Origin of the sequence: Streptomyces sp. NPDC051636 (assembly GCF_044453765.1) — a bacterium.
Taxonomy (GTDB): Bacteria; Actinomycetota; Actinomycetes; order Streptomycetales; family Streptomycetaceae; genus Streptomyces.
Map to the genome: position 1 here is coordinate 45224 of NZ_JBITDA010000032.1, position 25583 is coordinate 70806.

Sequence of the window (25583 nt, forward strand, 5' to 3'; positions counted from 1 at the left end):
TCCTTCTGGCTGGGTCGGTCAGTAGCGTCGACACATGCACTACTTCCATGTCGATGTCTTCAGCGTCCTTCCGTACAGCGGCAACAGCCTCGCGGTGTTTCCCGACGCCGCCGGGCTCACCGGCGTTCAGATGGAACGGATCACCCAGGAGCTGCGCCACTTCGAATCGATCTTCCTGACCCGCGGCGGTGCGCGGGATGACACATGGCAGGCCCGTGTCTTCGACCTCGTCGAGGAGCTCGACTTCGCCGGGCACCCCGTTATCGGCGCGGCATGCGTGCTTCACGCCCTGCACGGCACGGACGACAACGAGACGTGGACGCTGCGGCTGAAGGCCCGCACGGTGGAGGTCACCACACAGCGTCGCGGCCCCGGGCGATACGCGAGCGTCCTCGATCAGGGCCCGGCGTCCTTCCTCGGCCGACCGGACACGCAAAATGTGGCCTCCTGGTTCTCGTTGGACACCGATGATCTGGATCCGGACCTGCCCGCCGAGGTCGTGTCCACCGGCCTGCGCTACCTGGTGCTTCCCGTGCGCAGCGGCGCACTGGAACGTGCCCGTATCGCGTTGGATCTTGACGCTCCACTTGCCGGGCTCGGCGCCCAGTTCGCCTACCTCCTCGACGCCACTGCCCTGGAGGGACGACACTGGAACAACGACGGAATCGTCGAGGACGTGGCCACCGGCAGCGGCGCCGGATGCGCCGCCGCCTACCTGCGCCGCCACCACCGGATCGGCGACGGCGAGACTGCGGTCCTGCGGCAGGGTCGCTTCACCGGCCGCCCCAGCGAGATGACGATCAGCGCCGACGGCCAGGGTGAGGACATCCGCTCCGTAAAGGTCGGCGGCGAGGTCGCCTTCGTCGCCGAAGGGCGTCTTCAGGAACTGCCCCAATGACCGCGCGAATGCCAGCGCACTTCGGTCCTCACGCAATTCGCGCGGCCGTGGGATACGAGGACGTCCTCGAGCCGGTCGCGACCGCGCTCGCCGACTACAGCCGCGGGCTGGGGGAATCTCCCGGTACCGTCTTTGCCCCGGCTGGCCGCGACGGCGACGTTCATGTGAAATCGGCCTGGCTGCCTGGACGACCCATTTTCACCGTGAAGGTTGCGACCTGGTTCCTGGAACGCGCCCGCCGCGGCGGCACCCCGGGCGCGGGCGTGATCGCAGTGTTCGACGCCGAGACGGGAGATCTCCGGGTGATACTCGAAGACGAGCATCACCTCTCCGACATCCGGACCGCCGCTGCCGGCGCGCTCGCCGCGCGCACCCTGGCCCGACCCGAGTCCGCCGTCCTCGGCGTCCTGGGAACCGGCGTCCAGGCCTACCTGCAGGTACTGGCCGCAGCAGACGAACTGCCCATACGAGAGGTGCGCGTGTGGGGGCGCCGCCACAGCCGCGCCCTACGCCTCGCCGAGGCCCTCCGATCTAGGCGGCCAGACCTGCACGTGACCTCGGTGGCAGGCGTTCAGCAGGTGTGCACGGCTGCTGACGTACTGGTGACGGCCACGGCGAGCACCGAACCGCTGGTGGAAGACGCCTGGCTGACTCCTGGCCTTCACATCACAGCCGTCGGAGCCGACGACCCCTCGAAAGCTGAGCTTTCCTCCAGCTGCTTGCAGCGCGCCGAGCGGGTCGTGGTCGACAGCCGTGCGCTGGCCACCGTCCATGGAGACCTGGCGAGGGCCAGGACAGTCTGCGAGGACTTCGCCGAGCTCGGCGAAGTCCTCGCAGGAGTAGCACCCGGCCGGACACATGAAAGTGAGATCACTATCTGCAAACTCATCGGGCTCGGCGTGCAGGATCTCGCAGCTGCCGAAGTCACCCTCGCGCGGCTGCGCGACGGCATCCCCCACGGAAAACGGCCGCCAGCCAGCGCCAGTGACCTTCAGTAGGCGACTTATCGGTGGGCATGGCACTCGAGGTCAACCGCCGCCAGCGTGTTCGGCTCGTGCCCTGGTGCTGGCGAGGCGGTATGAGTCGGTGCCAGTCTCGATGATCGTGCCGTTGAACGTGAGGCGGTCGACGATGGCTGCGCAGAGCCGCGGATCGGTGAAGGTCTTGGTCCAGCGTGCGCCGTGCGGCGCTTCGTTGTATCCCCGACGCAGTCGGGATGAACTTGGAGGGAGGTTCTTGGGTCGCAGGGCTTACTTGAGCACGAAAGCGTGAGGGGACAACAGCATGCTCGGAAAGCGGTGCCTGTCTGGAGGCGTTCAGGACGGGGTGCCGCAAGACCCGCGCGATATGGCTAAGGCTTGATTGCTTGAAGTCCAATTCCCAGTGGTGCGAGAGACACCCGTCGAAACGGCGCCTGAATTCGATGTCCTGCCATGCCCTGGTCGCGGTTGGAGGCCGGGGCAACCTCCATGGTAGGGAACACCTCCCAGCGAGGGAGGCCAAGGGAATAAGTGGGCGGCCTACGTCGTGCTCGATACGTACAACGAAGACGTACCACGGGATCGCCTAAGACGCCATCTCATTTGGCGTGTTCGATAGCCTGCTGCCGTGGGAATCGTTGAGCGGCTGGTGCCGGACGAGTTGTGGGAGCTGTTCCAGCGAGTGGTGCCGGAAGCGCCTACCCGGCCTCAGGGAGGCGGCAGGCGCCGGCACGGTGACCGGGAGGTGCTGGCTGCGATCGTGTTCGTGGCCACGTCGGGCTGCACGTGGCAGCAGCTGCCGTCCGCTTCGTTCGGGCCGTCGGGAGCGACGGCTCACCGACGCTTCGCCGAATGGACGAAGGCCAGGGTCTGGGCAAAGCTCCACCGCCTGGTCCTCGACGAGCTCGGCGCCCGTGGTGAGCTGGACTGGTCCCGCTGCGCGATCGACTCGGTGAACGTGCGGGCCCTGAAAAGGGGGAGCTGACAGGTCCGAATCCTGTGGACCGGGGCAAGTACGGCTCGAAGATCCACTTGATCACCGAGCGGACCGGTCTGCCCCTGTCCGCCGGGATCTCGGGGGCGAACCTGCACGACAGTCAGGCGCTGATCCCGCTGGTGAAGGGCATACCGCCGATCCGATCCCGGCGCGGACGCCGACGGCGTAGGCCGGGCAAGCTCCACGCCGACAAGGGATACGACTACGACCACCTGCGGCGATGGTTACGTGAGCGGGGCATCAGGCACCGCATCGCCCGCAAAGGCATCGAGTCCTCAACCCGCCTGGGCCGCCATCGTTGGACCATAGAACGCACCATGTCCTGGCTCGCCGGATGCCGCCGACTGCACCGCCGCTACGAGCGCAAAGCCGAGCACTTCCTGGCCTTCACCAGCATCGCCTGCACTCTCATCTGCTACCGGCGACTAACCAAATGAGATGGCGTCTAATACTGCAACGGTGCTTGTTCTGAGTGCTGGGCAGTTTTCAGGGGCTGTGTCCGCGTCGTTTGTAGTGACTGCGGCGGGCTTGGTGTTGGCGTCGTCGTCGCCAGTATGACCAGTGCAGGATGTGGTCGACCGGTGCCGGTCGGCGTGTGGTGAGGCGGGCAACGAAATGATCTTCGAGGTGGTTGGATCACTCCGGGACCGATGATCCGGGGGTGCGAGGTGGCGCGGCCGAAGCCGTAGGAAGTCGACGACGAGCTGTGGGCGGTGATCGAGCCGCTGCTGCCCAAGGTCGAGCGACGGACCCGCCACCCAGGACGCAAGCGGCATCCGGACCGGCTGGTGTTCCAGGGCATCCTGTTCGTCCTGCACACCGGGATCTCCTGGGAACACCTTCCGCAGGAGCTCGGCTTCGGGTCGGGCATGACCTGCTGGCGCCGCCTGGCCGAGTGGACCGAGGCTGGCGTGTGGCCCCGGCTGCACGAGGTCCTCCTCGCCAAGCTCCGCAGCGCGAACGCCCTGGATTCTCCCGCGCGGCGGTCGATGGCTCCCACATCCGGGCGTTAAAGGGGGCGCCAAGACCGGACGAAGCCCTGTCGACCGGGGCAGAACCGGCAGCAAACATCATCTGATCACCGACGCCACCGGCATTCCGCTCGCCGCCACCCTGACCGGCGGCAATCGCAACGACGTCACCCAGATGATCCCTCTTCTCCAGGCCGTGCCGCCGGTGCGGGGCAAGCGCGGCCGACCCCGGCGCCGCCCGGACGTAGTGCTGGGCGACCGCGGCTACGACCACGACAAGTACCGCCGCCTGGTCTGGGACCTCGGCGTGAAGCCGTTGATCGCCCGCCGCGGCACCGAGCACGGCTCCGGCCTGGGCACCCAACGCTGGGTCGTCGAGCGCGCGTTCGCCCATCTGCACTGGTTCCGTCGCCTGCGGATCCGCTGGGAGATACGCGACGACATCCACGAAGCCTTCCTCACCCTCGGATGCGCACTCATCTGCTGGAGACGCCTGAAGTCATTGCGATAGGAGTTCTGAGAGCCAGCGACCTGCTCGACCGTGTGGAAGGCTCCTACCGGTCCCGGACCGAGCTCGTCGACGACTGGCACGCGGTGGAATCCCTGGCCGCCGACGTCCCGGCGCTACGGGAACTGGCCGACTGGCTGCTCGACCAGGTCGCCCTGCGCGACGCCAACGCCCAGCAACTGCGAGCCGTCCTCGAGCCGGACATCACCGACTACCTCCTTGACCGGCGCGGCGACGGACACCAGCCGGGGATCGCTGCGCCCGCGCTGGATGAGGCCCGCACCGCGCACCTGGCCCAGGCCCGCGACACGGTGCGGAAGTACACCGCCGCGGCCTACTCGGGGCGGGAGACGGAGGCCCAGCGGCTTCTGGACGCCTTCCCGGTCCCGGGCCGTTGCGTACAGGCCAGCGGTCCGGCCACCGCCTGGCGCCAAGACTCGGGCACCGCGCAGGAGGCCGTCGGCGCCCTGCAAGCGCAGCGGGCGACGGCCACGGCGCAGGACAGCACCGTCTACTTCGCCGACCCGGAACTGCTGCACGCCAAGAACTCCTACCTGGCCGCGCGGGAGGGCCAGCTGCACCTCATGCATGACGCGCTCGGGCGTCTCGCCCATCTCGTACCGGCCCCCCGCGAGCTGCCCGCCGAGCTCGCCGCGGTGGCAACCGGCCAGACGCAGCGCCGCGTCATCGAGGCCTTCGGCACCACCGACCGCGCCCGACACGTGCTGGACGGACAGATCAGCTACCAGCTGAGCAGGCCGGTTCCGGCCCGCCTGCGCGCCGCCGCCAGCGCCGAGGGCGACCTGCTGACCCGGGTACGTGGCGCGCTGGACCAGCTCACCGACCCGGGTGCACCTCTCGACGCAGAGGCCATCCGCGCCCGCACGCAGCAGGCCATGGCCCGCTCCGCCGTCTCCTCCGGCCGCGCGGCCCGCGACCACGACCACGACCAGGCTCCCACCCAGGCTCTGGCAGCCGGTGCCACGGTCCACGGGGTGCAGCCGTGACCTGCGCTGAACGTGAAGGGGTGCAAGCAGCGCGCCTCCCGGGGGCTGCCGGCAGGAAGCCATGGCGCCGGTGCGTCAGCCGGTGAGGCCGGTCTGGCGCGCTCTGAACAATGAGCTGATGGTCACGGCATCGGTGATCAGGCCGGTCAGGGCCATCTCTTCCGCCTCGGCGAAGGGCACGGTGCAGGCCCGGCGGATGCCGCCTGCCGCAGCGACCTCGCCCACTGTGTCGATCCGCCCGGCGTACAACAGCACTGGATCTGCCAGGACGTAGGGGTCCGGGTGGACCTGGCCCAGGCCGATCAGCTCCGAGGCCGAAGCGGCGAGCTGGTCCTGCAACTGCCCGGCCGCGTTGTCGGTATCGGCCAGGCCCTCCACGCCGGGCGCGCGCAGGATCTCCCAGTGCCAGGTGCGGGTGGCGTGCTGGAACCGCTCGGTGAGAACCACGCTGTCCGCCAGCAACGGGAGCACGGCCACCTGATGCTCCGGCCGAGCGGAGAGCAGACGCAGCCGGCGCGCGTGCTGCCCGTCCGGCAGGATGACCGGGTCCTCGAGGACCACTCGGTCCTCGTCCCGGTGGAGGACCTGCCCTTCGACCATCGGCCAGCGCATGATGCCGATCGCGCTGTCGCCCTGTGGGGTGAGGAACCATCGCGGCTGGGTGTCGCGCAGATGCGCGTAGGCGGACTGCGGGGTGTGGTCCATCAGGTCACCGACTTCGGCAGACTCGGTGAGCAGCGAGCGGCGCACGGGCACGGCCCGGATCACGCGAAGGCCTCACACACGTCCCGGCAACGCGCGAACTGCACAGGCGCGGCGCCGCCGGTCGGCTGGTACCTGATGACCGCCCGTGTCGCAGGGGGCGAGGTCGCATCGTGGAGAGAACTCACGTCGTCGGCTCCGTACGGGACGGTCGGCAGCAGATGTGCACCCATCTACGCGCGCCTGCGGGCCGCGCGGGCGATCCTCCCGCAAGGACGCCGTCTGGCGGGAGGATCGAGGCGTACAACCGTGCTGAGCCTCCCGCCGGACGGACTCCCCGATGCAGGCGAGGCGCTCGGCGAGCCGCCCCGGCCACGAGGACCGGATCCTCGGCAGAGCGGCCCCGTGACCCTTCCGCCGGTCCCTGCTGTGCCTCTGCGCGCACCCCCGTACCTGCTGTCGGCCAACTGCACCCGCGGCGGGGATCCGGGCACCTGCCCCCTGCTTCTTCCGCCCGGCGGGACGGGCCGCCGGGTTGCTGACCCGGCCCTCGGGAGGGCGCGGCCCGGGCCCGGCAGCGGCAGTACGCCAGCACTCAGCATCGGCTACGCCCCGCCCGAACCCCGGGCACCACCGTGCTCCGTATCCTTCCCGCCTGAAAGGTCGGCCTCCATGATCCGCCGTCTCGCCCTCCGCTCCGTCACCTCCGCCGCCCTCGCGATGGCGGCCGCCGCCGCCGTGACCGTGACGACCGCCCCGGCCGCGCACGCCCTCGGTGAGAACAGCAAGTGCACCGTCAACTTCCGCAATTTCGGCGGGACGGTGGGCAAGAACGGCTGGCACTACCGCAGCGGCCCGGGCACCGGCTACGCCAGCCGCGGGCTGCTCTACCGCGGCGACAAGCTGACGGTGCTCTGCAGCCGCAACGACTGGGTGTACACCCAGCTTTCGCGGCGCTCGGTGTCCGGCCTGCCCAAGGGCGCCAAGGGCTGGGTGCGTCAGGACGGGCTGCTGGAGCTGGCCGGCTGATCCTGTCTGGCGCAGCAGCGCGACCGTGCGTCGTCACCGCGGCGGCACCCCTCTCGGGGATGCCGCCGTGTGCCATGCCCGGGGCGCACGCCGCGGTGGGGTGGCTTCGTTCACGTGAAGTAGCAGCGTTTGATCAGCAGTTTGGGCAGCAGTTGGCGATCTTGAGTGCTGCAGATGCTCACGAGAAATGACGTCGCCTTGGTGCGTTGCCACCGGAGTGCGGCAGAAGCGGTCCGTCCCTTGATCACCGGTCGTTAGACTCCCGGCGTTCGGATGCTGTCGATGGACTGGAAGTCCAAGCCATGGACGATGACCGTTGGGACGACTGGCCGGAACGGTGGGTCGGCACGGACTGCGACGTGCGGGCGGCCGTCAGCGCGATCCCGCGGGAGGTCAAGGACGGCTTCAGGTACGACGAGGTCCCCTGGCAGCGGTTCCGGCACTTCTACGGCCCGGGCGAGGAGATCCCCGGCCTGCTCGCCACGCTCGCGTCCGAGGACGCCGAAGCTGCCGACAGGGCCTTGTGGCAGCTCTGGACGAGTCTTCACCACCAGGGCAGCACGATCGCGGTGGGAGCACTGGCGGTGCCGTTCCTACTCCGGATCGCGGTGATCGCGCGCCCCGAACTCCGTGCGCAGACCCTTCGCCTGGTCGCCGAGATCGGCCGGTGTCAGCACATGGGGGACGGATCGCGGGAAGGCCTGCTCCAGGTCGCCGAGGAGCCGCTGATGATCGAGGGCAGCACGATGTGCCCGGTGGACTGGACGATCCAGGCCGCCCGTCAGGCCGTCACGGACGACCTGCACCTTTTGCTCCCGCTTCTCTCCGACCCTGACCCCGAGGTCCGCTCCGTGACCGCGTACGTTCTGGCGGCGGCGACCGACGGGCTTTCACACGTCTCCTCTGCTCTGCAGTCCGGGCTGGCGAAGGAAGACGATGCGGTAGTCCAGGTGAGCCTGATCCTGGCGATCGCCCAACTCGCCCGCGAACACCAGGATGAACATGCTCCCAAGTGGGCCCGGGGCCTGTGGTCGGATCCCGGACGACCGCCCGAGGTCCGCATCGGCGCCGGCCTGGCCTGGCTGTGCCTGGTCACCGACCCCGCCCCCGACGAGCTCCGCGCCCTCCTCACCGACCCCGGCACCCGTCAATACGACGGCCTGCTCCAGCCGGTGCCATGGCTCACCTGGATCGACTCCACCGGCGTCGGGCTGCGCAGCTGTATCGACGAAATGCTCACGGCGAACACCCCCGAAGCGGTGCTTGACGATCCTTGGGGTGGAGGACCATCAAGCTGAACCATGCAACGGTCAGCCGGCTTTGGCGGGCGCCTTCGGTCCGCGCCCGGGTCGAGGCGAGCCGGTAGGAGTCGGTGCCGGTCTCGATGATGGTGCCGTTGAAAGTCAGGCGGTCGACGATGGCCGCGCAGAGGCGGGGGTCGGTGAAGGTCTTGGTCCAGCCGCCGAAGGACTCGTTGGAGGCGATGGCGACGCTGTTCTTCTCCTCGCGTTCGGTGAGGACCTGGAAGAGGAGTTCGGCGCCGTGGCGGTCGAGCTCCATGTAGCCGAGCTCGTCGATACAGAGCAGGTCGACGCGGCCGTAGCGGGCGATGGTCTTGTTCAGCTGCTTGGCAGCGGCAGCAGCCGCGGGCGCTCGTCCTCGAAGTACTCGTCGATGTACTCGTCGATCCCGTCACGACTCGTGATTAAAGCCCGTGGGGCTCTGCCGGCCGGTTGGCCACCGGTCGCTGCTGTGGGCGAGCAGCCCCGACACTGGCGCCCCTCGCGGAGGCCGCCCACCGGCGTTGCCACCCTTGCGGGGCCGCGAGGCGGACCGGCGAGAGGGAACGCCGCACCAGGTGCTGGGACTTGGCACCAGGCACCGACCGCTGTCGGGGACGCGGCGTTGAGGCGGTGCCCGTGGGCCTGTTGGGCTGTGCCACCTGCGGCTCTTCCCCGGGCTGCATCCCACCGCCCGCGCGGCGTGCACCCCTGACAAGGCCGCCGTGCGGGCGGGCCCTCCGCCTAACACCCCGACTTTTCTTGCAGAGGCAGGCAGGCATGGCCCAGGTGCAGGTCCGCGACGTCCCCCGCACCGCCGAAGTGGCCGGCCTTGCACCCCAGCCGTCCACCCACCAGGTTCCGGCCCGCCCCGCGACCGCACCGGGCAAGGGGCCGACCTTCCGCGCCGTGCTGCGCCACCGCTACTGCGGCCGCCTGCTGAGCGCCTCGGTGACCGGACGCATGGCTCTGGGTATCGTGCCCGTCGCGCTGATCCTCCAGGCGCAGGCCGACGGCCACTGCCTGGCGACCGCCGGCCTGCTGGCCGCGCTGTACGGCGTCTGTCCGGCGCTCGGGCTGCCCCTGCTGGGGCGGCTGGCCGACCGGCGCGGCCTGCCACTGCCCTGCCACCTGGGAGCCGTACTGGTCGTGGCGGCGCTGAGCGCCCTGGCCCTCGCGGGCACCACCAGCCTCCCCTTCACGGCCGTGTGCGTCGCCCTGGCCGGAGCCGGATGCCCGCCCCTCGAAGGCGGCCTGAGATCGCTGTACCCGGCGGTGCTGCCCGATGCCGCCCACGTGCGCACCGCCTACACCCTGGACTCCTCCACCCAGGAGATCGTCTACGTCGCAGGCCCCGCCCTCGCCGTCGTCACGGCCACCTGGCTCACCCCGGCGGCGGCCCTCGCCCTGGCGGCCGCCGCCACCTGGGCCGGCTCCCTCGTCTTCGCCACCGCGCCCCCCGCCCGGGCCTGGCGCGCGGTGAGCCGCCGCCCGGACCCGCTGGGCGTGCTGCGCCCGCCCGCCATGCGCCTGCTGCTGTGCGCGCTGGTCTTCCTCGGCGGCACGGTCGGGGCCCTCGACGTCGCCTCGATCGCCGTGGCCGGGCGGCAGGACGCCTCCTGGCTGGCAGGCGCGCTGCCGGCGACGTTCTCCGCGGCCGGACTGCTCGGCGGCGTGCTGTTCGCCCGCCTCCAGAGCGCGACCGCTCCTCAGTCACGGCACCTGCTGGTGCTGGCGGCCCTGTTCGCGGCCGGGTGGCTCCCCTTGCTCGCCCCGCTCCCGGCCCCGGCCGTGCTCGTCCTGTCGGCGGCGCCGGGTGCCTTGTTCGTCCCCCTGCTGACCGTGGCCAGTCTGACCGTCACCGCGCTCGCGCCGCCGGGCACCTCGACGGAGGCGGTCGGCTGGATGTCCAGCGCGATCCGCCTGGGCGTGGCCGGCGGCACTGCTCTGGCCGGTCCGCTCGGCGGGCACTTCGCCGTCCCGCTGGTGGCCGCCGCCCTGTGCGCACTCCTGCTCTCAGCCCCCACCGCGCCCGCGGCTGCACCGGCCGCCGCCTGAGCCCGCTCCCACCGCCGGGGGAGTGGTCCCACCTCACGGAACGCCGTCCCCGATCGCCATGCCGGGCCCTGGCACGCCCGGGCCCGGCACCGGTTGCGGGCCGCTGCCCGCCTGGAGGCTCCCCTTCACCACCACCGAGCAAGGAGAGATTGCCGTGCCGTTTCCGTCCGCCCTCCGCCGCACCAAGCCCGCGCACCGCGCCCGGACCATGACCGTGGCCACGGCCGTGGCCGCCTCCTCGGTTCTCGGACTGTCGCTCGCCGCGGCCGCGCCGGCGAGCGCGGCGACGGGCTCCAAGGCGTGCACCCACCAGGTCAAGCTCGACACCCGGGTCATCGCCACCGTCAACTTCCGCACCGGGCCCGGCACCAGCTACACCAGCCTCGGGCTGCTCAACAAGGGCCAGGGTGTCTACTGGGCCTGCTACAAGGGCGGCTGGGGATACCTGAAGCCGTACTACGGCGCGCACAAGGGCCAGTGGGGCTGGGTGAGCCGCGACTACATCGACGTGCCGATGCAGACCGACTGACACCGTCCGCCGGCACGGGGCCCGCGGCCTTGGCACACCCTCTCCGGGTGCCGAGGCGCGGGCCCTTGCGTTGCCGCCTGCGCGCCGTGCCCTTGCCGCGAACCGCCCACGCGCAGTGCCCGCGGCGGCTGACGGCCGCCCGCCCGAGTTCCGCCGGAAGCAGGCATGCCCGAGATGGCCAACGGCGGCACCCCGGCGGTAACACACCGGGAGCGGCGGGCCTGTCGGAAGGTTCGCCGTACGGACCGGCCGGGAGCGTGAACGCGGATTTGTCCCGCATCCCAGACCGCTGCACCAACTCTTTTCCCATCCCTAGGGATAAGCGAATTTTGCCCGCTTCTGTCCCTGGCGGTCCGGGGCCGCTGCTGCTGAGATCACCTCTGTCCGACTGATGCGTCACCCTCTCGAGGAGCCTTCGATGAACCAGCGCCGCCCGTCCACCTCCCGCCCGCTCTCCGTCATCCGCCCGGCCGAGTCCGCCCAGCCGTGTGCCCGCCCCACCGAGGACCTCGCCGCGCGCCCGTTCACCTCGTCCGCGGCGCGCCCGTAAGACGACGCCCCTCCAGTCCACGCGCCCGTCCGGGCCCTCAACACATCCCGGGCGGGCGCCGACGCGTCCGGGGCCCCACGAGGCTCCCTCCCCGGCCACTGCGTCCAGCCTCGCCCCCGGGCCGCCACAGCGGTGAACGCCGCCTGCGGACCGCCTGGCGGATCGCCGCAGGCAGCCGCGCGTGCCGCGCTCCCGCACCACGGGAACGGCCGCCCGCGACAGCCGCGTGCGGCGCGGCGCGCGGCAGCCTGAACCGACAGCCCGCCCAGACGGACACCACCGGGACCAGGGAGACGCCGCGTGCCCGACACCGACCGCCTCTACGCCCTGTCCAGCACGTACAACCACCCCAGGCTGTCGGGCCCCGACGGACCCGGGCTGCTGATCAACGATCCGGTCGTGGCCATGCGCTGGTACCTGACGAACGAGCGCGAGGAGAACCTCGCGGTGACCGGCCACGTCAGCGATGACCACGGCGCCACCTGGCGGCCGCTTCGACCGCGCGAGCTCCTGTCCGACGCCGAGCAGGCCCTGGCCGCCATGGCAGACGACCCCGGCCCGCAGACCCGGCAGAGTGCCGGCATCCTCCGGGGTGCGCTGGCCGCCGACGCGGCCGACTGGCTCGACCACCGCCTGCGGTACGTACAGCCGGACGACCCCACCCCCTACCGGCCGGAAGAGCCCTCGCCCTCGTCCTGGCAGCGCGGCGGGCACATCTGGGCCCTGGCCTTGGGCACCCTCCCCGACGAGGACATGCTCAAGCACCTCACCGCCCGCTTCACCGCCCCACAGGCTGAAGGCGCCGCGCTGCTGCGCACCGGCGCCGCCGAGATGCTGGACGCCCTCGCCCTCGCCGAGGCACCTGCCCGCAGCGAAGAAGCCCAACTGCTGGCCGCCCTGGCCCACTTCAACCGGCTGGCTTTCGGCTTCGAGACCGGCCAGCTCCACGAACTCGTCGAAGACGCACAGCGCAGCATCCTGGATCACCTGATCACCGTGCACCCGGCGACTGCCCCTGTGGCCGAAGCCCATCCCCGCCCCGGACACCCCGCCAACCAGGCAGCCCGTGCCTACCTGAACCGCCTGTCCTTCATCGGCGCGGACGGGGAACAGAGGCTGCTCGACGATGCTGCCGCGGCCCTGGCCGAGGCGGTCACGGCCGCCGAGCAGCAACCCGACCAGGCCCCCGCCCACAACGCCACAGACGTTCAAGCACCGGCGATCCCCGGCTACCCGAAGCACCTGGAAGGAGACCTGCAGGCAGCCGCTCAGTGGCGGCTGATCTCACCTGTGGCCCGGCGCGCGGCCGAGCAGACCATGGACCGGCTGGCCCGCGCCACCTCTGCTCTCGCCCAGGCCACCGCTGCGGCCGATGCGAACGAATCGGCCTCACCGCAGCAGGACGCGGCTCTGCTCTCCCACCACAGCCTGCACCAGGAGCTGGAGGAGCTCACCGCACGCCACGCACTTCTCATGCATGCCAGCGTCCTGGCCGACGCGGAGGCAGCCGCCGAACCCGCCAAGCACGCGGCCGTCGTCGCCGCCGCGCAGGCCACCGAAGGACAACGCCGAGCCAGCACGGCCGCCGAGATCGTCGCGGCCGAAGACGCCTTCATGGCACACGTCAACGGCGCCGAGGACCGGATCGCGGCGACCCTCTCCGAGCAGCGCCGCCTCACACGCGAGGCCCTGCAGCGGATCTTCCCCTACGCGGTGACCAGCACGGGCCGGCACACGGTACGCAGGAACCTGCTCGAGAACTCCGGGCTCGGGATCGACGCCTACACCCAGGCCTCTCGGGCGATCGGTGAGAGCGCACGGAAGCTGGAGAGCGTGGAAGCCGCCTATCGCAGCGGCGCGGTGTCCTTCGGCCGTCCGTCCGTATCGCAGGAGGACGTGGAGCAGGCCCGCGCAGCGCTGCAACGGGCGCAGACCCGCTTCGCCGACATGCGCATCAGCCGCCCGAACACGGTCCGCGCACTCAAAGCCCTCGACGGCGCAGCGCATCGAGACCCTTCGCCGTCCGAAGCGCCGGCCGCACGCGCCGCCCGGATCGCAGCGCAGTCCCGTGAACGCTCCAAGGCCACCGCGCCCGCCGCGCCACGCACCGATCCCGCCGCGGAGCAGGTTCGCCAGGCCCACAACTCCTCCGCGCAAGCGCACCATCCGGGCGTACGCCGAGCCTGACCGCCCAGAGGCGTCGGGACCCCCTCGCCGCTGCTGGAGCCGGGCGACCGCGCGCGGGGGACTTTCGGCATAGGCAGGTAGCCGGTCAAGCCGCTGGCATCCAGCCATTGCGGGCCGCTGTCGCTGGTGCGGGGCTGGGCGTCGCGGACGTACAGCAGGACGCGGAAGCTGCGCAGGGCGCGGGGGCGGGGTGTGTCTGAAGTGACACATAATTCGAACAAGCGTTCTGATGACGGTATGGACGTGACCGACTTCCCCGACGACCTGGTGCAGACACAAGCCGCCTGGAACGCCACCTACGACGCGCTTGCCGCACCCCGACCCCGCGACACCACCGCCCTGCGCCGCCGCCTGCTGCTCCTGTCCGTACGCCTGTGGTGGCACCCCTACTGGGAGACAGCACCCTCGGTACCCCCGGCACGCTCCGAACTGCGGCAGCTGGCCCGCGTCCACGGACGCGTCCGGGTCACGTGACCGGTGGCGCGCCAACAGTGGCGGTGCCCGACCGAACGGCCCAGGTACGCCCCATGTGCGCGATTGGTACGCACAACGTCGGGCGGTGACCCTTCACCGCGCCGCCTCGGCACGGTTGGGGCGCTACAGGCTGACCGTGTCGAGGAGGTGGGGTCCGTTGTTGCGGACGTTGTTGACGGCCGTGGAGACCGGGCGTGCGTCGAGGTGCCCGTCGGCGGGCTGGCTGAGGAGTGCGCGCAGTTCGTCGGGGTCGTGGTGGGTGGGGTCGAGCCAGGCTTCGTAGTGGTCCTCGGTGAGCGCCAGAGGCATGCGCGGATGCACGTGACCGGCTGCGTCGGTGGCCTCGGTGGTGATGATGGTGCAGGTCATCAGCCAGGCGTCCGGGTCGTCGTCCTGGGAGACGGCAGGGTCGCGCCAGTACTCGTACAGCCCGGCGAGCGCCATCACCTGGTCGTCCTCGGGGTGGATGAAGTACGGCTGCTTGCGCGCCTTGCCGGTGGCCGGGTCCTTGCCCGGCTGCCACTCGTAGAAGCCGTCCGCCGGCAGCAGACAGCGGCGCTTGAGAAACGCGCGGCGGAAGGCCGGCTTTTCATGCACGGTCTCCACCCTGGCGTTGATCATCCGCGCGCCGATCTTCACCTCCTTCGCCCAGGACGGGACCAACCCCCAGCGCAGCGGCCGCAACTCCCGTGCGGGCGCTGCCCCGTCGTCGCCGCGCGGGGTGCGCTCCAGGACCGCCCAGACGTCGTTGGTCGGGGCGACGTTCCAGTTCGGTGCGAGCGCCTCGGTGGAGGGCCACTCGTCGGCGTGGAACAGCTGCGCCAGGTCCTGCGGGCGCCGGGTAGAGACGTATCGGCCGCACATGCGACCACTGTCTCACCGCCCCGTCGCTCGACGAGGTACCGGGCGGGGAGACAGTCCACGTCGTCTTCGCCCATGGGCAGATCGAGAGAGCTGCGCAAACGGAAGGACCGCATCCCATGAACGCGACGTGCATCAGGTGCGGTTTTCAGGACGTGCCTGCGTTTGCGGGCAGGTCAGGAGACTCCCAGGGCCCACTCCCTGGGCAGGCGCATGCACCGGGCAACCATCTGGCGCCCTCGCGAGTCGCATGACGCGAACTATCAGCACCACCGTGAAGACCAGATGAACCGCGCCACCATGACCACGCTCGCCGCCCTCGCCCTCGCCGCCACGCTCACCGCGTGCAGCAGCAGCGACGACAGCAGCACCAAGCCCGCCAAGGCGCCGACCCCCTCGGCCACCGCGTCCAAGGCCTCGCCCACCGCGTCCAAGGCGTCCGACCCGCTCGCCGCTGCCGGCATCCCGGCCGCGCCCACCGGCCAGGCCCGAACCGACCTGCTGGCCGCACTGCGCAAGGTGAACCCCGCCCTGGTCGCCGACCCCGACAAGGCCATCGACAACACCCGCAACCAGTGCTCCGCCATCAACGGCAAGTCGCCCAAGGTCGACGACGTCGCGCAGGCCCGGTTCAGCAACAGCACGCACACCGTGAGCCCGGCCGAGGCCAAGCAGATCAACACCGCCATCAGCGCGTACTGCAAGACCGCATAGCCTCCCCGTCAACGGCCCGCCACGCTCCCGCGCGGCGGGCCGTCAGGACCCCGGACCCGTAGCCGGATCGAGAACGGAGTGGGCCATAGCGATCTCACTCGCCACGACGGTTCAGCCGCGTCCGCGTCGTTTGCTGCGCCGGGACCCGCGGACCTTCAGGGACCGGGAAGGGCGAACGTCATCTGCACGAGCTGTACGGAGCCGTCGCCGGAGACGAGGATCCCGTCGAGGCCGGTGTCGGGGGCCAGACCGTTGCGCCGAGCGGAGCCGAACAGCTTTTTGTGCAGGTCGCCGAGGATGTCGTTCCGCTGAGAAACAGGTGCAAGGTGCCTGACCTTCAAGCCCTGGACACCGAGGCCGTCGGAGGGGAGGGAGGAGGCCTCCTGCAGGGCACGGATGAATTCGCCGTACTTCATCGTGTCGCGTCCAGCGGTGCGCCCCGGCTGCCATCTCGGGTCACGCGGCTGCAGCCTCTCCCCGGCTGTCGCGGCCGGAGCCGCATAGGCGTGCCTCCACGCCTGCTCCCACTGCTCAAGGGTGCGCTCGCCGGTGATTCCGCAGCCACGCAGGAACGCTTCACAGTGCTTCCAGGCGGGCAGTTTGATCTTCCGGTTGGCGATGCGCCAGCAGGTCCCGAGGGGAAGCAGGAACACCTCGCTCTCACAGGCGACCCCTGCCGGCTGCGGGACGGTCCCGGCGCGCTGCTGGACGGTGCGCAGCGGCGGGGCTCCGATGCTCTCGTAGACGGCCGCGAGCGCGGCGGTGAACTCCCGCCGGGTGCGGATGTTGTGCACCGCGGGCAGGTGGAGCTGGCGCAGAATTCCGCGGTCCTTGGCCCGGGCCCGCGCCCACAGACGCAGTGCCCTGCGCTCCTCCTCCGGTGTGGCGCCGCAGCCGCGCGCGTAGGCCACGACGGTGGTCTGCTTCGGCAGGGTGCGGCAGCCGGCCGCGCGCTTGAGCGTCGCGGCCGAGACAGCCAAGGCCGGGTCGCCGAGCGCCGCGGTGCGCTCGGCGAGTTCAGCGAAGGTGAGCCCGGCCCGCTGCCGGAACTCGTGAAGGCGGTGCGCCAGCGCGGCGTGGAGCGGGCCAGCGGCGGCGGTCTTCACCGGACGCATCTCACCAGCCCCCTCTCACTTGCGGGCGGCGGCGGTCACGGCGGCCGCGAAGGCCTCCAGCAGCCGCCGGCCGCCTCCGCCGACCGCGTACACGGCGGCACCGATCGCTCCGCACCCGGCCAGGAGGACGAGCACCTCGCGCACCGGGATACCGGCGAGGGCGAGCCCCGCACCGAGCAGCGGGAAGACGCTGACGCCGCACGCCTGCGCGGCGCTGACCGGTGCCCGGCCGGGCCGGGCGCGGTCGGGGACGGGCGCCAGCGCGCCCTCACGGATGCTGGACATGACGAAGTACCTCCCTGGCATACGGGCGGGCCGCCGGTCACGGAGACACCGGCAGCCCGCACACTGATGTGCTACTGGCCGCAAAAACCGGTGAGTGCACGGAAGTTGACGGCCTCCGTGCCCGGTGACGAGCAGCATGCCACGATCCACACCCCGCGCGCGGGCCCTCGGCTCACCCGCGTTCCAGGAACCGCCGAGGGACCAGGAACCGTCCGCTGCGAGCAGTCCTACGCCGCCGACCAGGCTTGTTGCCCGCGCCATGGAGCCAGACGACGAAGGCCCGGCTCACGGGTGTTCAAGGTTGCCTTGCCAGGGCGCAGTCAAAGAGGGAAAGCTGGCCATCAACCAGCCCCGAGCGTCGGGGCGGTGTGTGGGGGGAACCAAGCGGCACGCTTGGTTCCCCCCACACACCGCCCCGGCCCTCGGGCCTCCCTGACACGCTACTGGCCGCAAACCGAAGCAACGCAGGGACACCGCAGACCCGTTGACACCGGGCCTGTACCGGTCGGGACCGGTCCGAAGCGGACCGGTCCCGCCGCATACCCTCTCCCGGCGCCTGGCCTCCATGCACGACGGTCTCCTCATCGGCTGTCCTCGAACAGCAGTGGTCCCGCTCAGCGGCGGATGAGCTTGGCCTCCACGGCACAGCCCCACAGCGAGATGACACCGATCTACAAGGCCGGTTTCTGGTGCCGGGCGAGGAGTTCGGTGAAGAAGTCCTGCACCAGCTGTTCGGCGTGGGGCTGGGTGAGTTCCCAGCCGCCGAAGCGGTAGATCTCGTATCCGGCCAGCCGCAGCCGCCGGTCCTCGGCGACCATCTCCGCGTACAGCCGCGGTACGGCGGTGTGCGTGATCCGCCCCTTCTCGTCGGGCGGGTTGGGGCGGCCGTAGTGCTGGACGCCGTCGACCTCGATGACGATGCGGGAGCGGTTTGGGGCCAGGAGCAGGAAGTCCATGCGCTGGCGGGGCAGCGCGCCGGACTGCTTGCCGCTGCGGCGGGTGTAGGGGTCGTAGTGGAGGTAGACCTGCGGGATCAGCGCGGGCAGGTCGAAGCCGCCTTCCTCGGCGTAGCGGGCGCAGTACGTGCGCATCACCAGCTGCTCGGGCACGGAGTCCAGCGACCGGTACAGACGCCGGTACAGGCCGCTCGCGGTGGTCTTCTCGTCGGTGTCCGGCTGGTGGTTCTTCGCCCACCAGGCGACCATCTGCCGCCAGGTGAGACCCTGCGGCGGCAGCGGATCGGTGAACACCAGGCACGTGTGGGCGTTGCGGACGATCTCGACGTCGTTGTTCACCGCGTCCCGCAGTACGAGCTCGGGCTTCTCGCCGTCGGCGGCGAAGATCAGGTTCTTGAAGCTGCCCGCCGGACCGTTGCGGAACCGGCTCTCGTACTCCAGCTCCTGCAGTTCCTCCAGCGCGTCTCTGGTCGGGCCGAGGATCTTCTCCACGCAGTCGCGGCGGGCCTTCCAGCTGCCGCTCATGTCGTTGTCACGCCAGTACGAACCGAAGCCGCGCGGGCCGTCGAACGCCCTGAACGGCCACGTCGGCGGCTCGAGGGCGAGACGTTCGATCACGGCGCGGTGGGCCTTCATGACTACGGGCACGGTGTCGTTGTTCAGTCGCATGTCCCGGCCGTCGGTGCCGTAGGAGACGAAGTCGTCGTACAGGAGCCGGGTCAGCGCAATCGCCACGTCCAGGTCGGTGTGACCGTCCGGAGGCCCGAACCGCAGCGACTCGATCAGCCCGATGTCGAGCACCCACGACTCGCCCCATCCGTCGCCGCTGCTGAAGAACGCTCCCGGCTCCACATCCCACCCCCGTCTGTGATTCTTCCTAGACATCGTCGACGGCGGCCAGCACGGCCACCAGATGGCGTCCGGCCGGGTGTTCTACGCGCCTGCAGGCCGAGGTCTCGCACCCAGTGGTTCATACGCCCGAGACCGGCCTACGGGCCCAGGTGGTGGCCCGAGCGGCTGCGCCCCAACTTGTAGTCGAGCAGCACCTTCCCTACGGCACGGTCGAGTTCAACAACGACCGGACGGTCTGGTCATCCTGGAGCCGCGCCTCGACCGGCCTGTCCGCTCAGCCGCCGTACCTCCGTCTGCGCCTTTCCGGGTGCGGTACGTCCTTGGGGACCGAGCAGTGCCTGAAAGGCGCTCAGAGGGCCGATTGCGGCCACGCGTCGTGGGCTTCACGCAACGTGCCCAGCCTCGAAGAGGGGACGACGGCCGAGAAGCGAAGTGGTCGGTCACGTCCGCCGACGTGCTATGGCAGCGCTGGCCGGGCATCCGGGTTGTGGAGCCGAGGCGTCCCCCGTCCCAGCCACCGGATCTCCCAGTCGACCTTTCACCTGGATCTCCCACCTGGACCTGCCACATGGTTCTCTCAATCAGCTCTCTCATACACCCGCTGGGACGTCCATGGTCGGCTGCTACCACATCAGGCTTTCAGACGCTCAAACGTTTGGGTCTGGAAGGCCCAGATGGCTACCTTCTGCTGCGTGAAGACGACGACGCCCGCCGAGCGGGACATGCAGGAGACCGCAACCGGGCGGGACACGCGTACGGCTGTCCTCGCCCGTGCGATCCGGGCCAACGTGCCGCTGCGCAAGACCTTCGTCCAGGCGAACAAGGGAGCCGCCAGCCGCCACGGCCCCCTGAAGGACTTCGTGAACGGCAGGGACCTGCGGGGCCTCAAGGCCTACCTGATCATCGTGGCCGCGTGCAGCAACGGGGACAACGGCTGGTCGACCACGCACGACAGCGCGGTGTGGGCGCGGCTGATGGACATCTACGAGACCGCGACCGACCAGTCCGCCCGCACCGGTGCGTGGCGGGCCCTGCGGCGGCTGCAGGCGCGCAAGCTGATCGAGTGCAGCCGCAGCGGAACCATGATCACGGTCACTCTCCTGCGCGAGGACGGTACCGGGAAGCCCTACGACCGCCCCGTGGGCGACACGGAGGAGAACCGCTTCCTGCAGATCCCGACTACGTTCTGGACGCAGGGCCGTGACGAGAACCTGGACCTGCCGGCCCTGGCCCTGTTCTTGGTCGTCGCCCGCGAGAAGAACTGGTCGCCCTTCCCCGCGGAGAAGGCCCCCGAGTGGTACGGCTGGTCCCCTGACACCCACGAACGCGGGCTGAAGAAGCTCGTCGCTCTCGGGCTCGTCGAGCGACGCGAGCACCGCACCAAAGCCCCGCTCTCCCCGCTCGGCTTCACCCTGGTCCATCAGTACCAGCGCACCGCCATCACACGGCCGCGCAAGCCCAGGAAGAAGACCGCGTCCGCGGGGCGGTGACCCCGGCCGAGCTGCGGGCCTTGACCCCGCCGTCTCGCACCCTGCTGTCCGCCTGGCACCCCGCGACGCCAAGGAGGGGGTGCGGGCCACTGATGCCCCGCGTTCCGCCTGCGGACTGTTCCGCAGGCATCCCAGAGAGGAAACCCGCATGTCCACCGGTACCAACCAGCCCCAGCAGCCGCCGGCCGCGCCGCCCCCGGCCACGGACCCCGTGCTGCTCCTGGTGCTGGGGATCGTCATCGCCCTCGTCCTGGGCGCCACGCTCTACCTGTGCCTGGCCCACCCCTCGTTGACCGGGCCGATCGGGGCGGTGTGCGGGGTGGCCTCGGCGCTGATCGCCGCGCTCGCCGTGGCGTTCGCTCTCCGTCGGCGCTGACGACCGGCGGGCTCGGTCGAAACCCCTTCCCGGCAATGCCCGCCGATGCCGGACGGCACCGGCATGGCCGCGCCCCGGCACGCGGACGTGCACGTGTGCGGGGGCGAAACCACGGCCCGTCCGGGGGCGCCTGCGTCAGGACCACCGACCGCACACTGGGCACCCGTGCACGACGACCATCGCCATGTTGACCGCCACGCCCCGGACACCCCGCTCACCGAGGCAGCAGGCGAATGCGGCGGTGGATCTGGTTCATGCCGAGGACGAGCAGGAGCTGTCGTCCGGCTTGGTCGAACTGCTGCGGAAAGTGGGTTCGCGGGTGGGCCGGTTTCTTCGGTGGCGGGGTCACCGCGGGCGCCAGAATGCGTGTGTCTGACGTACGTCAGCATCGATCACATCACGCAGGAGCTCGCGATCGTCTGCGGGCAGGTCGCCGCCGAGGAGGTTCGAGGAGGTTCGCGGACAGCCGGTACGCCTCGGCCAGCTGGGGATCGCCGGCCGCGAGGACGCTGGAGAGCAGCGGTTCATCCCGTTGCGACGCCGCATCCACCAGGGCGATCAGGCGCTGGCGCTCCTGGTCCGTCATGTCCGGCAGGGCAGGGCCCAGTTGTCCTTTCAGGGCGGCCCAGGTGAGGGTCTGCTGGGCACGGGCTACCCGCTGCAGAGCACCGCGCACCACTGCGGCCGCCGTGGCGAGGGTTTCGTCCGACAGGCCTTCGGCAGGGCGCGGGACGTGCCGTGAGGGCGCCGTCTCGTCCACGGCGTACTTCTCCCTCAGCGCCCGGATCTGCCGCAGGAGACTGCCGGTCAGGGCACCGTCAGCCGCGGTCACGGCGTCTTGGAGTTCCCGGAGTTTCTCCTCGCGGCGTCTGGGCGACATGTGCGTCTGCTGGTGCTCGGCCACCAGACGCCGCACCCTCAGCACGGCTGCCTGCTGCTGCCGTCGCTCGCGTGCGTCGTCCGCGTCGGGCCGAGACGGTGGCACCGCTCCTGCGCGCGGCGGGGCCGGAGCGAGTCGGCCGAGCGCTTGGCGTCGACGGGCGGCCGTGTCCGGGGCGGGCTGGTGGTTCTTCTCCTGAAGGAAGAGGCGAGCCTTCTGCAGCATCTGCAGTTCGGCGTCGCTGGCACCGCGCCGGGTCAGGGTGGTGGCCCGGTTGTAGTGCTCGCGCACATCCCAGGCACGCTTCTCGTTCACGGCGCGCTCCAGGTCGGCGAACACGCGCTGCTGGTAGCCCATATGGCTCTTCAGCCATGTACGGGCTTCGGGGAGGGCCTGCTGGGCTTGCGTCCGCGCGTGCGGCTCCAGGGACTCAAGGAAGGAGTCACTGCCTTCGCAGAGCCGGCGGACGTGCTCGACCGTGCCGGACCGCTGTGCCGCTTCCAGGCCCCGGATCAGTTGCTTGACTGCTTCCGGCAGCGGCTGCCTGCGCCGGGGACGGGTTGCCGGCGGCTCCTTTAGGATCCGCTGCGCGGCCTGGGTGACAAGTCCGTCTGCCGTCCACCCGCAATCCGCCAGGGGCACCCACTGCGTGGGGTGGGCGAGGCTCTCGGTGCCGATCCAGACCCGGCGCTCCGGCCCCTCGCTGTGCACCCGCACCCGGTACACGTACCGGCAGCGAGCAAGCGTTCCAGGCTCGAGCGGGACACCGGCTGCGATTCGGGATGCCGCCGTCCCAGGCCGGGCGGACTCTCCCGTCGAGGTGAACGCTGAACTGCCGTCCGTCGTCCAGGTCGACGTCCAGGGCGGAGCCGATCGGGTCGGGATAGGAGAACCGGGCCGCTCGCCCGTGCTTCGCCAAGGACGTCTGCAGCGCGCCCTTCACATACAGGTGGTCGGCGCTCGACTCGCCGACACCGCAGCGCCGGCACACCGCCTCGCCCCCGTCCGGCCCGGCGGGATAGTGCTGGAAGTGGCACTGCCTGTCGACGTACAGCTTGTCCGCCAGACGAGCCCCGCAGCCCCCGAGCAGCAGGCCGCACCAGAAGGAGTCACCACGATGACGCCGCCGGAACGCATCCAGCTCGATGGCCGCTACGGGCAGAACGACCAGCACGTCCGAATGCTCGTTGCCGATCACCGCCGTCTGCACAAGCCGTGAGTCACGCACCAGCGCCCCCCAATCCCCGCCCCCACAGTAGACGCCCCGCCCCGTTGACGGCCGCCGCCGGGAGCGCCCGCAGATCGGCTGGATCCGGCGCGTGCAGTCCGCGTGACGACCAGCGCACCAGCGAGGATGCTCCTGGGGGGCTTGCTTTGCTCTACTTCGCAGGGTGACGCAAACGGCTGGCGAGCGGGGTGCGCACGTCCGGTACGGTCAACGCGGTGGTGTCCGCGCCGGCCTTCTGGGCGGCCCATCACGGTGGCGATGTCGCCCGTGGCCAGTGTCTCGGCGGGGCACTGTCGGCACTCTCCTTGCGGCTTGTGTCCTGGCTGAGCGGCAACGAGCGCCCGGACGTGGCCGAAGGCGTCCAGAGCCCGGTCGACCCGCACCGCGTGCCACGTCCCGTGTTGCTGCTGCGGCGAGAGGCCGGCTGCGACCCGGGGATGCACGGGCAGGTCCACCTGTCCGTCCACGGAACGGACGAGGACGACCTGGTCGAGGTAGTCACACCGGTCGGGCTCGGGCCGATTCGCGTCCAGCCAGTCGACGGCCTCGGTGCGGGTTCCCGGCCCCCACAGATACTCGGACGGGAAGACGGTTGTCGCGGCGCGGGCGTCGAATTCCATCAGGCCCGGGTCGTCCACCACGGCACGGACCAGGAGGTAGGCCAGCGGCTCCTCGTCCTCGGCCGAAACCAGATGTTCGGCCAGGCCGGCGAGGATCGTGTGACCGTTCTTGCTCCAGCCGATGGCGATGATGTCCCGCTTCAGCGGCGCCGGGTACAGCCGTCCGCCCGGGGTGGGCTGCCCCCACAGATGGTTGATGAGCTCGGCGAGGTCGGACAGGGTCCGGGCGGCTTCCACCGGGGAGTTCAGATGGTAGGAGCCGTGCGCGGCCATGTTGCGCAGCTCCTTCTGGGCCGGCTCCAGGCTCCGGTTGCGCTGCCCGCGTATCAGACCTTCGCGACGCGCCCACCGCAGCAGCCCGCCGAGCATCCCGTTGAAGTGCTCCCAGTCCCCGGCAGTGCCCATCCGGATCTCGGCGCCCTTCACGTTCCGGAACTGCTCGTAGAAGGCCGAGTAGCTGGTCATGGTGACCTGGTGTTCCCGGCCCCGGCGATCGCGGACGTCGACGGCGCGGTCCTGGTGGTGAGCCACGAAGCGGTCCCGCAGGGCCTGCTCGAAGGTGAGACGGGTCGCGTCCTCGACGAGGGTGAAAAGCTCGTAGCACAGCACCCCGTGGCTGAACCCGGCCCGCAGTTGCTCGAACTTGTTCCGCGTCGATTCGGCGACCTCGTCCGCCAGCTTCAGCCGGGCGATCACCCGCTGCTGGAACTCCGCCGAGTCCTCCGCGTGCATCCGGCCGAGGCCCCACGGGGTGAAGTGCAGAGTCCGCTCGTCGACCGCCTGCAACTGCTCGAGCGTCTTGATCTCCATACTGGGCCGTGCCTGCCTTCCTGATACGGCTTTCAGCGAACCGATCAGGATCGGCCCAAATCGCCGGACTCCGCAACCGAATTGACTCCGATCCTGACATCCCTACCAGCCGTTTCACTTCGCGAAGGCAGCGCGAGCGCTCAACCGTGGTGGAGCGCCAGCACCCAACCTCGACGTCCACGAACCGGCCGCCGCCCACGTGGCCCGCCGCCCTCCCGCCCGGCCCGTGTGCCCGCATCCGCCCGGGTCTCAGCAGGCTCGAGCGCCTGGCAGCGCGGGGTACGGCCCGGGCTGCGCCCCGCGGACGAAATTCGGCATACAAGGACTCACTGCTGCGGGACCATGAGCCATGCCCAAGGACCAGACGCCCGTACCGCCTCATGTTGCTCGCGCTCTGCGCCAGATCAATGAGTGGCAGAAGGCCACGAGCGAGCCCAGTCCGGTGGTGGAGGCGGGCAGCAGTCTGAGCGGTGATGACGCCAAGGTCCCCACCCTCAGGGTGTCCAGTGCGGCCTATCAATGCTTCGCGCACGCGGTAGATCATCTGCACGCGGTCCAGGCCCTGCTCTTCGAAGCCAAGGTCATCCATTCTTACGCGCCCTACAGCCTGCTCCGGGCCGCGGTCGAAGCTGCGGGCGAGGCGATCTGGCTCCTTGAGCCCAGCAGTCGCCAGGAACGGATACGCCGTTGTCTCAAGCGGGCGTACGAGAACGTCAGCAAGGGCAGGCAATTCATGGACCTGTCCGGTCTCCAGCAGTCAGGCAGGACCCACGAAGAACGAATCCAAGAGCTCAGGGACCTCGCGACCCAGCACAGCCTGGACCCGAACGGCATCTGCGGCCGCTGGAGCACACAAGCCCAGCTGAAGTACGTGGACGAAGTCGTCCTCGACGGCAAAGAGGCACTCGCTCAAAACCTCTGGCAGATCTGCAGCGGCTTCGCCCACGGCCGGGAGTGGGCCACGCTCGGCCTCCTGGAACGCACCGTGCACAGCCAAGTGGGAAACGTGGTCCAGATACGCCTGTCCAGTTCCACCGAGGTGCTGCTCAACATGCTCTACATGACGACCCTGCTGACCACGAAGGCCAAAGCGCTGTACGACATCAGAAGGACATGCCACCAGTAGCGGCAGAGGTGGCCTGAATCGCCACCGTCGTCGGCTAGGGAGTGCGCCCGCGCCTCGGCAGCTCTCGCCACACCGCTGACCCCGCACACCGGCCTCGCCG

Annotated in this window: 23 protein-coding genes and 3 pseudogenes; 17 read left to right on the forward strand and 9 right to left on the reverse strand. The window is 70.4% G+C overall.

Annotated features, from left to right (window positions below):
- The first annotated feature begins 34 nt into the window (after window positions 1-34).
- Both ACIBBH_RS36525 and ACIBBH_RS36530 read left to right on the forward strand, forming a co-directional pair.
- Entirely contained in the window at window positions 35-898 is an 864-nt protein-coding gene (locus ACIBBH_RS36525; RefSeq protein ID WP_399412253.1) for a PhzF family phenazine biosynthesis protein, read from the forward strand.
- Between the two features lie 47 nt (window positions 899-945).
- Window positions 946-1896: an ornithine cyclodeaminase family protein gene (locus tag ACIBBH_RS36530; protein ID WP_399412255.1), complete on the forward strand. Its 951-nt coding sequence runs from the start codon at window positions 946-948 to the stop codon at window positions 1894-1896.
- Window positions 1897-1926: 30 nt separating this feature from the next.
- On the opposite strand, the pseudogene ACIBBH_RS36535 reads toward ACIBBH_RS36530, so the two are convergent.
- A pseudogene (locus ACIBBH_RS36535) lies at window positions 1927-2070 on the reverse strand (ATP-binding protein); the annotation flags it as partial.
- A 442-nt stretch (window positions 2071-2512) separates the two neighbouring features.
- On the opposite strand from ACIBBH_RS36535, the gene ACIBBH_RS36540 reads away from it, so the two are divergent.
- The 3 genes and pseudogenes from ACIBBH_RS36540 to ACIBBH_RS36550 all read left to right on the forward strand — a co-directional run bounded on the left by ACIBBH_RS36540 (window position 2513) and on the right by ACIBBH_RS36550 (window position 5361).
- Window positions 2513-3312, forward strand: a protein-coding gene (locus ACIBBH_RS36540; protein WP_399412314.1) for an IS5 family transposase whose coding sequence is annotated in 2 segments (ribosomal slippage) — window positions 2513-2861 and window positions 2861-3312 — 801 coding nt in all. Because the reading frame shifts where the segments join, the coding sequence is not laid out codon by codon here.
- 267 nt (window positions 3313-3579) lie between these two features.
- Window positions 3580-4357: pseudogene (locus ACIBBH_RS36545) on the forward strand (IS5 family transposase).
- Between the two features lie 32 nt (window positions 4358-4389).
- Window positions 4390-5361, forward strand: coding sequence for a hypothetical protein (locus ACIBBH_RS36550; RefSeq protein ID WP_399412257.1), 972 nt, complete (start codon window positions 4390-4392; stop codon window positions 5359-5361).
- Between the two features lie 75 nt (window positions 5362-5436).
- Here ACIBBH_RS36550 and ACIBBH_RS36555 read toward each other — a convergent pair whose 3' ends face one another.
- Window positions 5437-6129 (reverse strand): hypothetical protein, encoded by a 693-nt coding sequence (locus ACIBBH_RS36555; RefSeq protein ID WP_399412259.1) that lies wholly within the window; start codon window positions 6127-6129, stop codon window positions 5437-5439.
- Between the two features lie 606 nt (window positions 6130-6735).
- Between ACIBBH_RS36555 and ACIBBH_RS36560 the strand changes: the two genes are divergently transcribed.
- Entirely contained in the window at window positions 6736-7092 is a 357-nt protein-coding gene (locus ACIBBH_RS36560) for an SH3 domain-containing protein (RefSeq protein WP_399412261.1), read from the forward strand.
- 302 nt (window positions 7093-7394) lie between these two features.
- Window positions 7395-8390 carry a hypothetical protein gene (locus tag ACIBBH_RS36565; protein WP_399412263.1) on the forward strand — a complete coding sequence of 332 codons (996 nt, stop codon included), beginning with the start codon at window positions 7395-7397 and terminating at the stop codon, window positions 8388-8390.
- A gap of 46 nt (window positions 8391-8436) precedes the next feature.
- Here ACIBBH_RS36565 and ACIBBH_RS36570 read toward each other — a convergent pair.
- A pseudogene (locus ACIBBH_RS36570) lies at window positions 8437-8733 on the reverse strand (ATP-binding protein); the annotation flags it as partial.
- Window positions 8734-9152: 419 nt separating this feature from the next.
- Here ACIBBH_RS36570 and ACIBBH_RS36575 point away from each other — a divergent pair.
- From ACIBBH_RS36575 to ACIBBH_RS36595, 5 genes are all read left to right on the forward strand, one after another.
- Window positions 9153-10430 carry an MFS transporter gene (locus tag ACIBBH_RS36575; RefSeq protein WP_399412265.1) on the forward strand — a complete coding sequence of 426 codons (1278 nt, stop codon included), beginning with the start codon at window positions 9153-9155 and terminating at the stop codon, window positions 10428-10430.
- Between the two features lie 154 nt (window positions 10431-10584).
- Entirely contained in the window at window positions 10585-10959 is a 375-nt protein-coding gene (locus ACIBBH_RS36580) for an SH3 domain-containing protein (protein ID WP_399412267.1), read from the forward strand.
- Window positions 10960-11377: 418 nt separating this feature from the next.
- Window positions 11378-11509 (forward strand): hypothetical protein, encoded by a 132-nt coding sequence (locus tag ACIBBH_RS36585; RefSeq protein ID WP_399412269.1) that lies wholly within the window; start codon window positions 11378-11380, stop codon window positions 11507-11509.
- A 300-nt stretch (window positions 11510-11809) separates the two neighbouring features.
- Complete coding sequence (locus ACIBBH_RS36590; RefSeq protein WP_399412271.1) at window positions 11810-13696, forward strand: hypothetical protein; 1887 nt, start codon at window positions 11810-11812, stop codon at window positions 13694-13696.
- Between the two features lie 237 nt (window positions 13697-13933).
- Window positions 13934-14170, forward strand: a complete 237-nt coding sequence (locus ACIBBH_RS36595; RefSeq protein WP_399412273.1) for a hypothetical protein — start codon at window positions 13934-13936, stop codon at window positions 14168-14170.
- Window positions 14171-14293: 123 nt separating this feature from the next.
- Here the strand turns inward: ACIBBH_RS36595 and ACIBBH_RS36600 are convergent, their stop codons facing one another.
- On the reverse strand, window positions 14294-15034 hold the full coding sequence (locus tag ACIBBH_RS36600) for an SOS response-associated peptidase (protein WP_399412275.1): 741 nt from the start codon (window positions 15032-15034) through the stop codon (window positions 14294-14296).
- Window positions 15035-15316: 282 nt separating this feature from the next.
- On the opposite strand from ACIBBH_RS36600, the gene ACIBBH_RS36605 reads away from it, so the two are divergent.
- Window positions 15317-15745 (forward strand): hypothetical protein, encoded by a 429-nt coding sequence (locus ACIBBH_RS36605; RefSeq protein WP_399412277.1) that lies wholly within the window; start codon window positions 15317-15319, stop codon window positions 15743-15745.
- A gap of 155 nt (window positions 15746-15900) precedes the next feature.
- On the opposite strand, the gene ACIBBH_RS36610 is transcribed toward ACIBBH_RS36605, so the two are convergent.
- The 3 genes from ACIBBH_RS36610 to ACIBBH_RS36620 form a co-directional block, all read right to left on the reverse strand.
- Entirely contained in the window at window positions 15901-16860 is a 960-nt protein-coding gene (locus ACIBBH_RS36610; protein WP_399412278.1) for a helix-turn-helix domain-containing protein, read from the reverse strand.
- 15 nt (window positions 16861-16875) lie between these two features.
- A complete protein-coding gene (locus ACIBBH_RS36615; RefSeq protein WP_399412280.1) occupies window positions 16876-17145 on the reverse strand; it encodes a hypothetical protein in 270 nt (89 codons plus the stop codon).
- Window positions 17146-17816: 671 nt separating this feature from the next.
- Window positions 17817-18953, reverse strand: coding sequence for a hypothetical protein (locus ACIBBH_RS36620; RefSeq protein WP_399412282.1), 1137 nt, complete (start codon window positions 18951-18953; stop codon window positions 17817-17819).
- A gap of 692 nt (window positions 18954-19645) precedes the next feature.
- Between ACIBBH_RS36620 and ACIBBH_RS36625 the strand changes: the two genes are divergently transcribed.
- Both ACIBBH_RS36625 and ACIBBH_RS36630 read left to right on the forward strand, forming a co-directional pair.
- On the forward strand, window positions 19646-20443 hold the full coding sequence (locus ACIBBH_RS36625; RefSeq protein ID WP_399412285.1) for a hypothetical protein: 798 nt from the start codon (window positions 19646-19648) through the stop codon (window positions 20441-20443).
- 148 nt (window positions 20444-20591) lie between these two features.
- The gene (locus tag ACIBBH_RS36630; RefSeq protein WP_392824563.1) at window positions 20592-20819 is read left to right on the forward strand and encodes a hypothetical protein; all 228 of its coding nucleotides are present in this window, start codon (window positions 20592-20594) and stop codon (window positions 20817-20819) included.
- A 397-nt stretch (window positions 20820-21216) separates the two neighbouring features.
- Here the strand turns inward: ACIBBH_RS36630 and ACIBBH_RS36635 are convergent, their stop codons facing one another.
- Window positions 21217-22410, reverse strand: coding sequence for a hypothetical protein (locus tag ACIBBH_RS36635; protein ID WP_399412287.1), 1194 nt, complete (start codon window positions 22408-22410; stop codon window positions 21217-21219).
- A 319-nt stretch (window positions 22411-22729) separates the two neighbouring features.
- Between ACIBBH_RS36635 and ACIBBH_RS36640 the strand changes: the two genes are divergently transcribed.
- Window positions 22730-22918, forward strand: a complete 189-nt coding sequence (locus ACIBBH_RS36640; protein ID WP_399412288.1) for a hypothetical protein — start codon at window positions 22730-22732, stop codon at window positions 22916-22918.
- Here ACIBBH_RS36640 and ACIBBH_RS36645 read toward each other — a convergent pair.
- Window positions 22894-24357, reverse strand: coding sequence for a hypothetical protein (locus tag ACIBBH_RS36645; protein ID WP_399412290.1), 1464 nt, complete (start codon window positions 24355-24357; stop codon window positions 22894-22896). The two genes, ACIBBH_RS36640 and ACIBBH_RS36645, sit on opposite strands and share 25 nt — an antisense overlap.
- Before the next feature lie 349 nt (window positions 24358-24706).
- Here ACIBBH_RS36645 and ACIBBH_RS36650 point away from each other — a divergent pair, with 349 nt between their 5' ends.
- On the forward strand, window positions 24707-25483 hold the full coding sequence (locus ACIBBH_RS36650) for a hypothetical protein (RefSeq protein WP_399412292.1): 777 nt from the start codon (window positions 24707-24709) through the stop codon (window positions 25481-25483).
- Window positions 25484-25583 lie beyond the last annotated feature (100 nt).

Excerpts from the sequence above, each read along its gene's own strand:
- ACIBBH_RS36585 (WP_399412269.1), top strand. The coding sequence starts at position 11,378 with ATGAACCAGCGCCGCCCGTCCACCTCCCGCCCGCTCTCCGTCATCCGC.
- ACIBBH_RS36595 (WP_399412273.1), top strand. The coding sequence starts at position 13,934 with ATGGACGTGACCGACTTCCCCGACGACCTGGTGCAGACACAAGCCGCC.
- ACIBBH_RS36560 (WP_399412261.1), top strand. The coding sequence starts at position 6,736 with ATGATCCGCCGTCTCGCCCTCCGCTCCGTCACCTCCGCCGCCCTCGCG.
- ACIBBH_RS36650 (WP_399412292.1), top strand. The coding sequence starts at position 24,707 with ATGCCCAAGGACCAGACGCCCGTACCGCCTCATGTTGCTCGCGCTCTG.
- ACIBBH_RS36605 (WP_399412277.1), top strand. The coding sequence starts at position 15,317 with ATGAACCGCGCCACCATGACCACGCTCGCCGCCCTCGCCCTCGCCGCC.
- ACIBBH_RS36610 (WP_399412278.1), bottom strand. The coding sequence starts at position 16,860 with ATGCGTCCGGTGAAGACCGCCGCCGCTGGCCCGCTCCACGCCGCGCTG.
- ACIBBH_RS36525 (WP_399412253.1), top strand. The coding sequence starts at position 35 with ATGCACTACTTCCATGTCGATGTCTTCAGCGTCCTTCCGTACAGCGGC.
- ACIBBH_RS36615 (WP_399412280.1), bottom strand. The coding sequence starts at position 17,145 with ATGTCCAGCATCCGTGAGGGCGCGCTGGCGCCCGTCCCCGACCGCGCC.
- ACIBBH_RS36575 (WP_399412265.1), top strand. The coding sequence starts at position 9,153 with ATGGCCCAGGTGCAGGTCCGCGACGTCCCCCGCACCGCCGAAGTGGCC.
- ACIBBH_RS36600 (WP_399412275.1), bottom strand. The coding sequence starts at position 15,034 with ATGTGCGGCCGATACGTCTCTACCCGGCGCCCGCAGGACCTGGCGCAG.
- ACIBBH_RS36645 (WP_399412290.1), bottom strand. The coding sequence starts at position 24,357 with ATGGAGATCAAGACGCTCGAGCAGTTGCAGGCGGTCGACGAGCGGACT.
- ACIBBH_RS36630 (WP_392824563.1), top strand. The coding sequence starts at position 20,592 with ATGTCCACCGGTACCAACCAGCCCCAGCAGCCGCCGGCCGCGCCGCCC.
- ACIBBH_RS36565 (WP_399412263.1), top strand. The coding sequence starts at position 7,395 with ATGGACGATGACCGTTGGGACGACTGGCCGGAACGGTGGGTCGGCACG.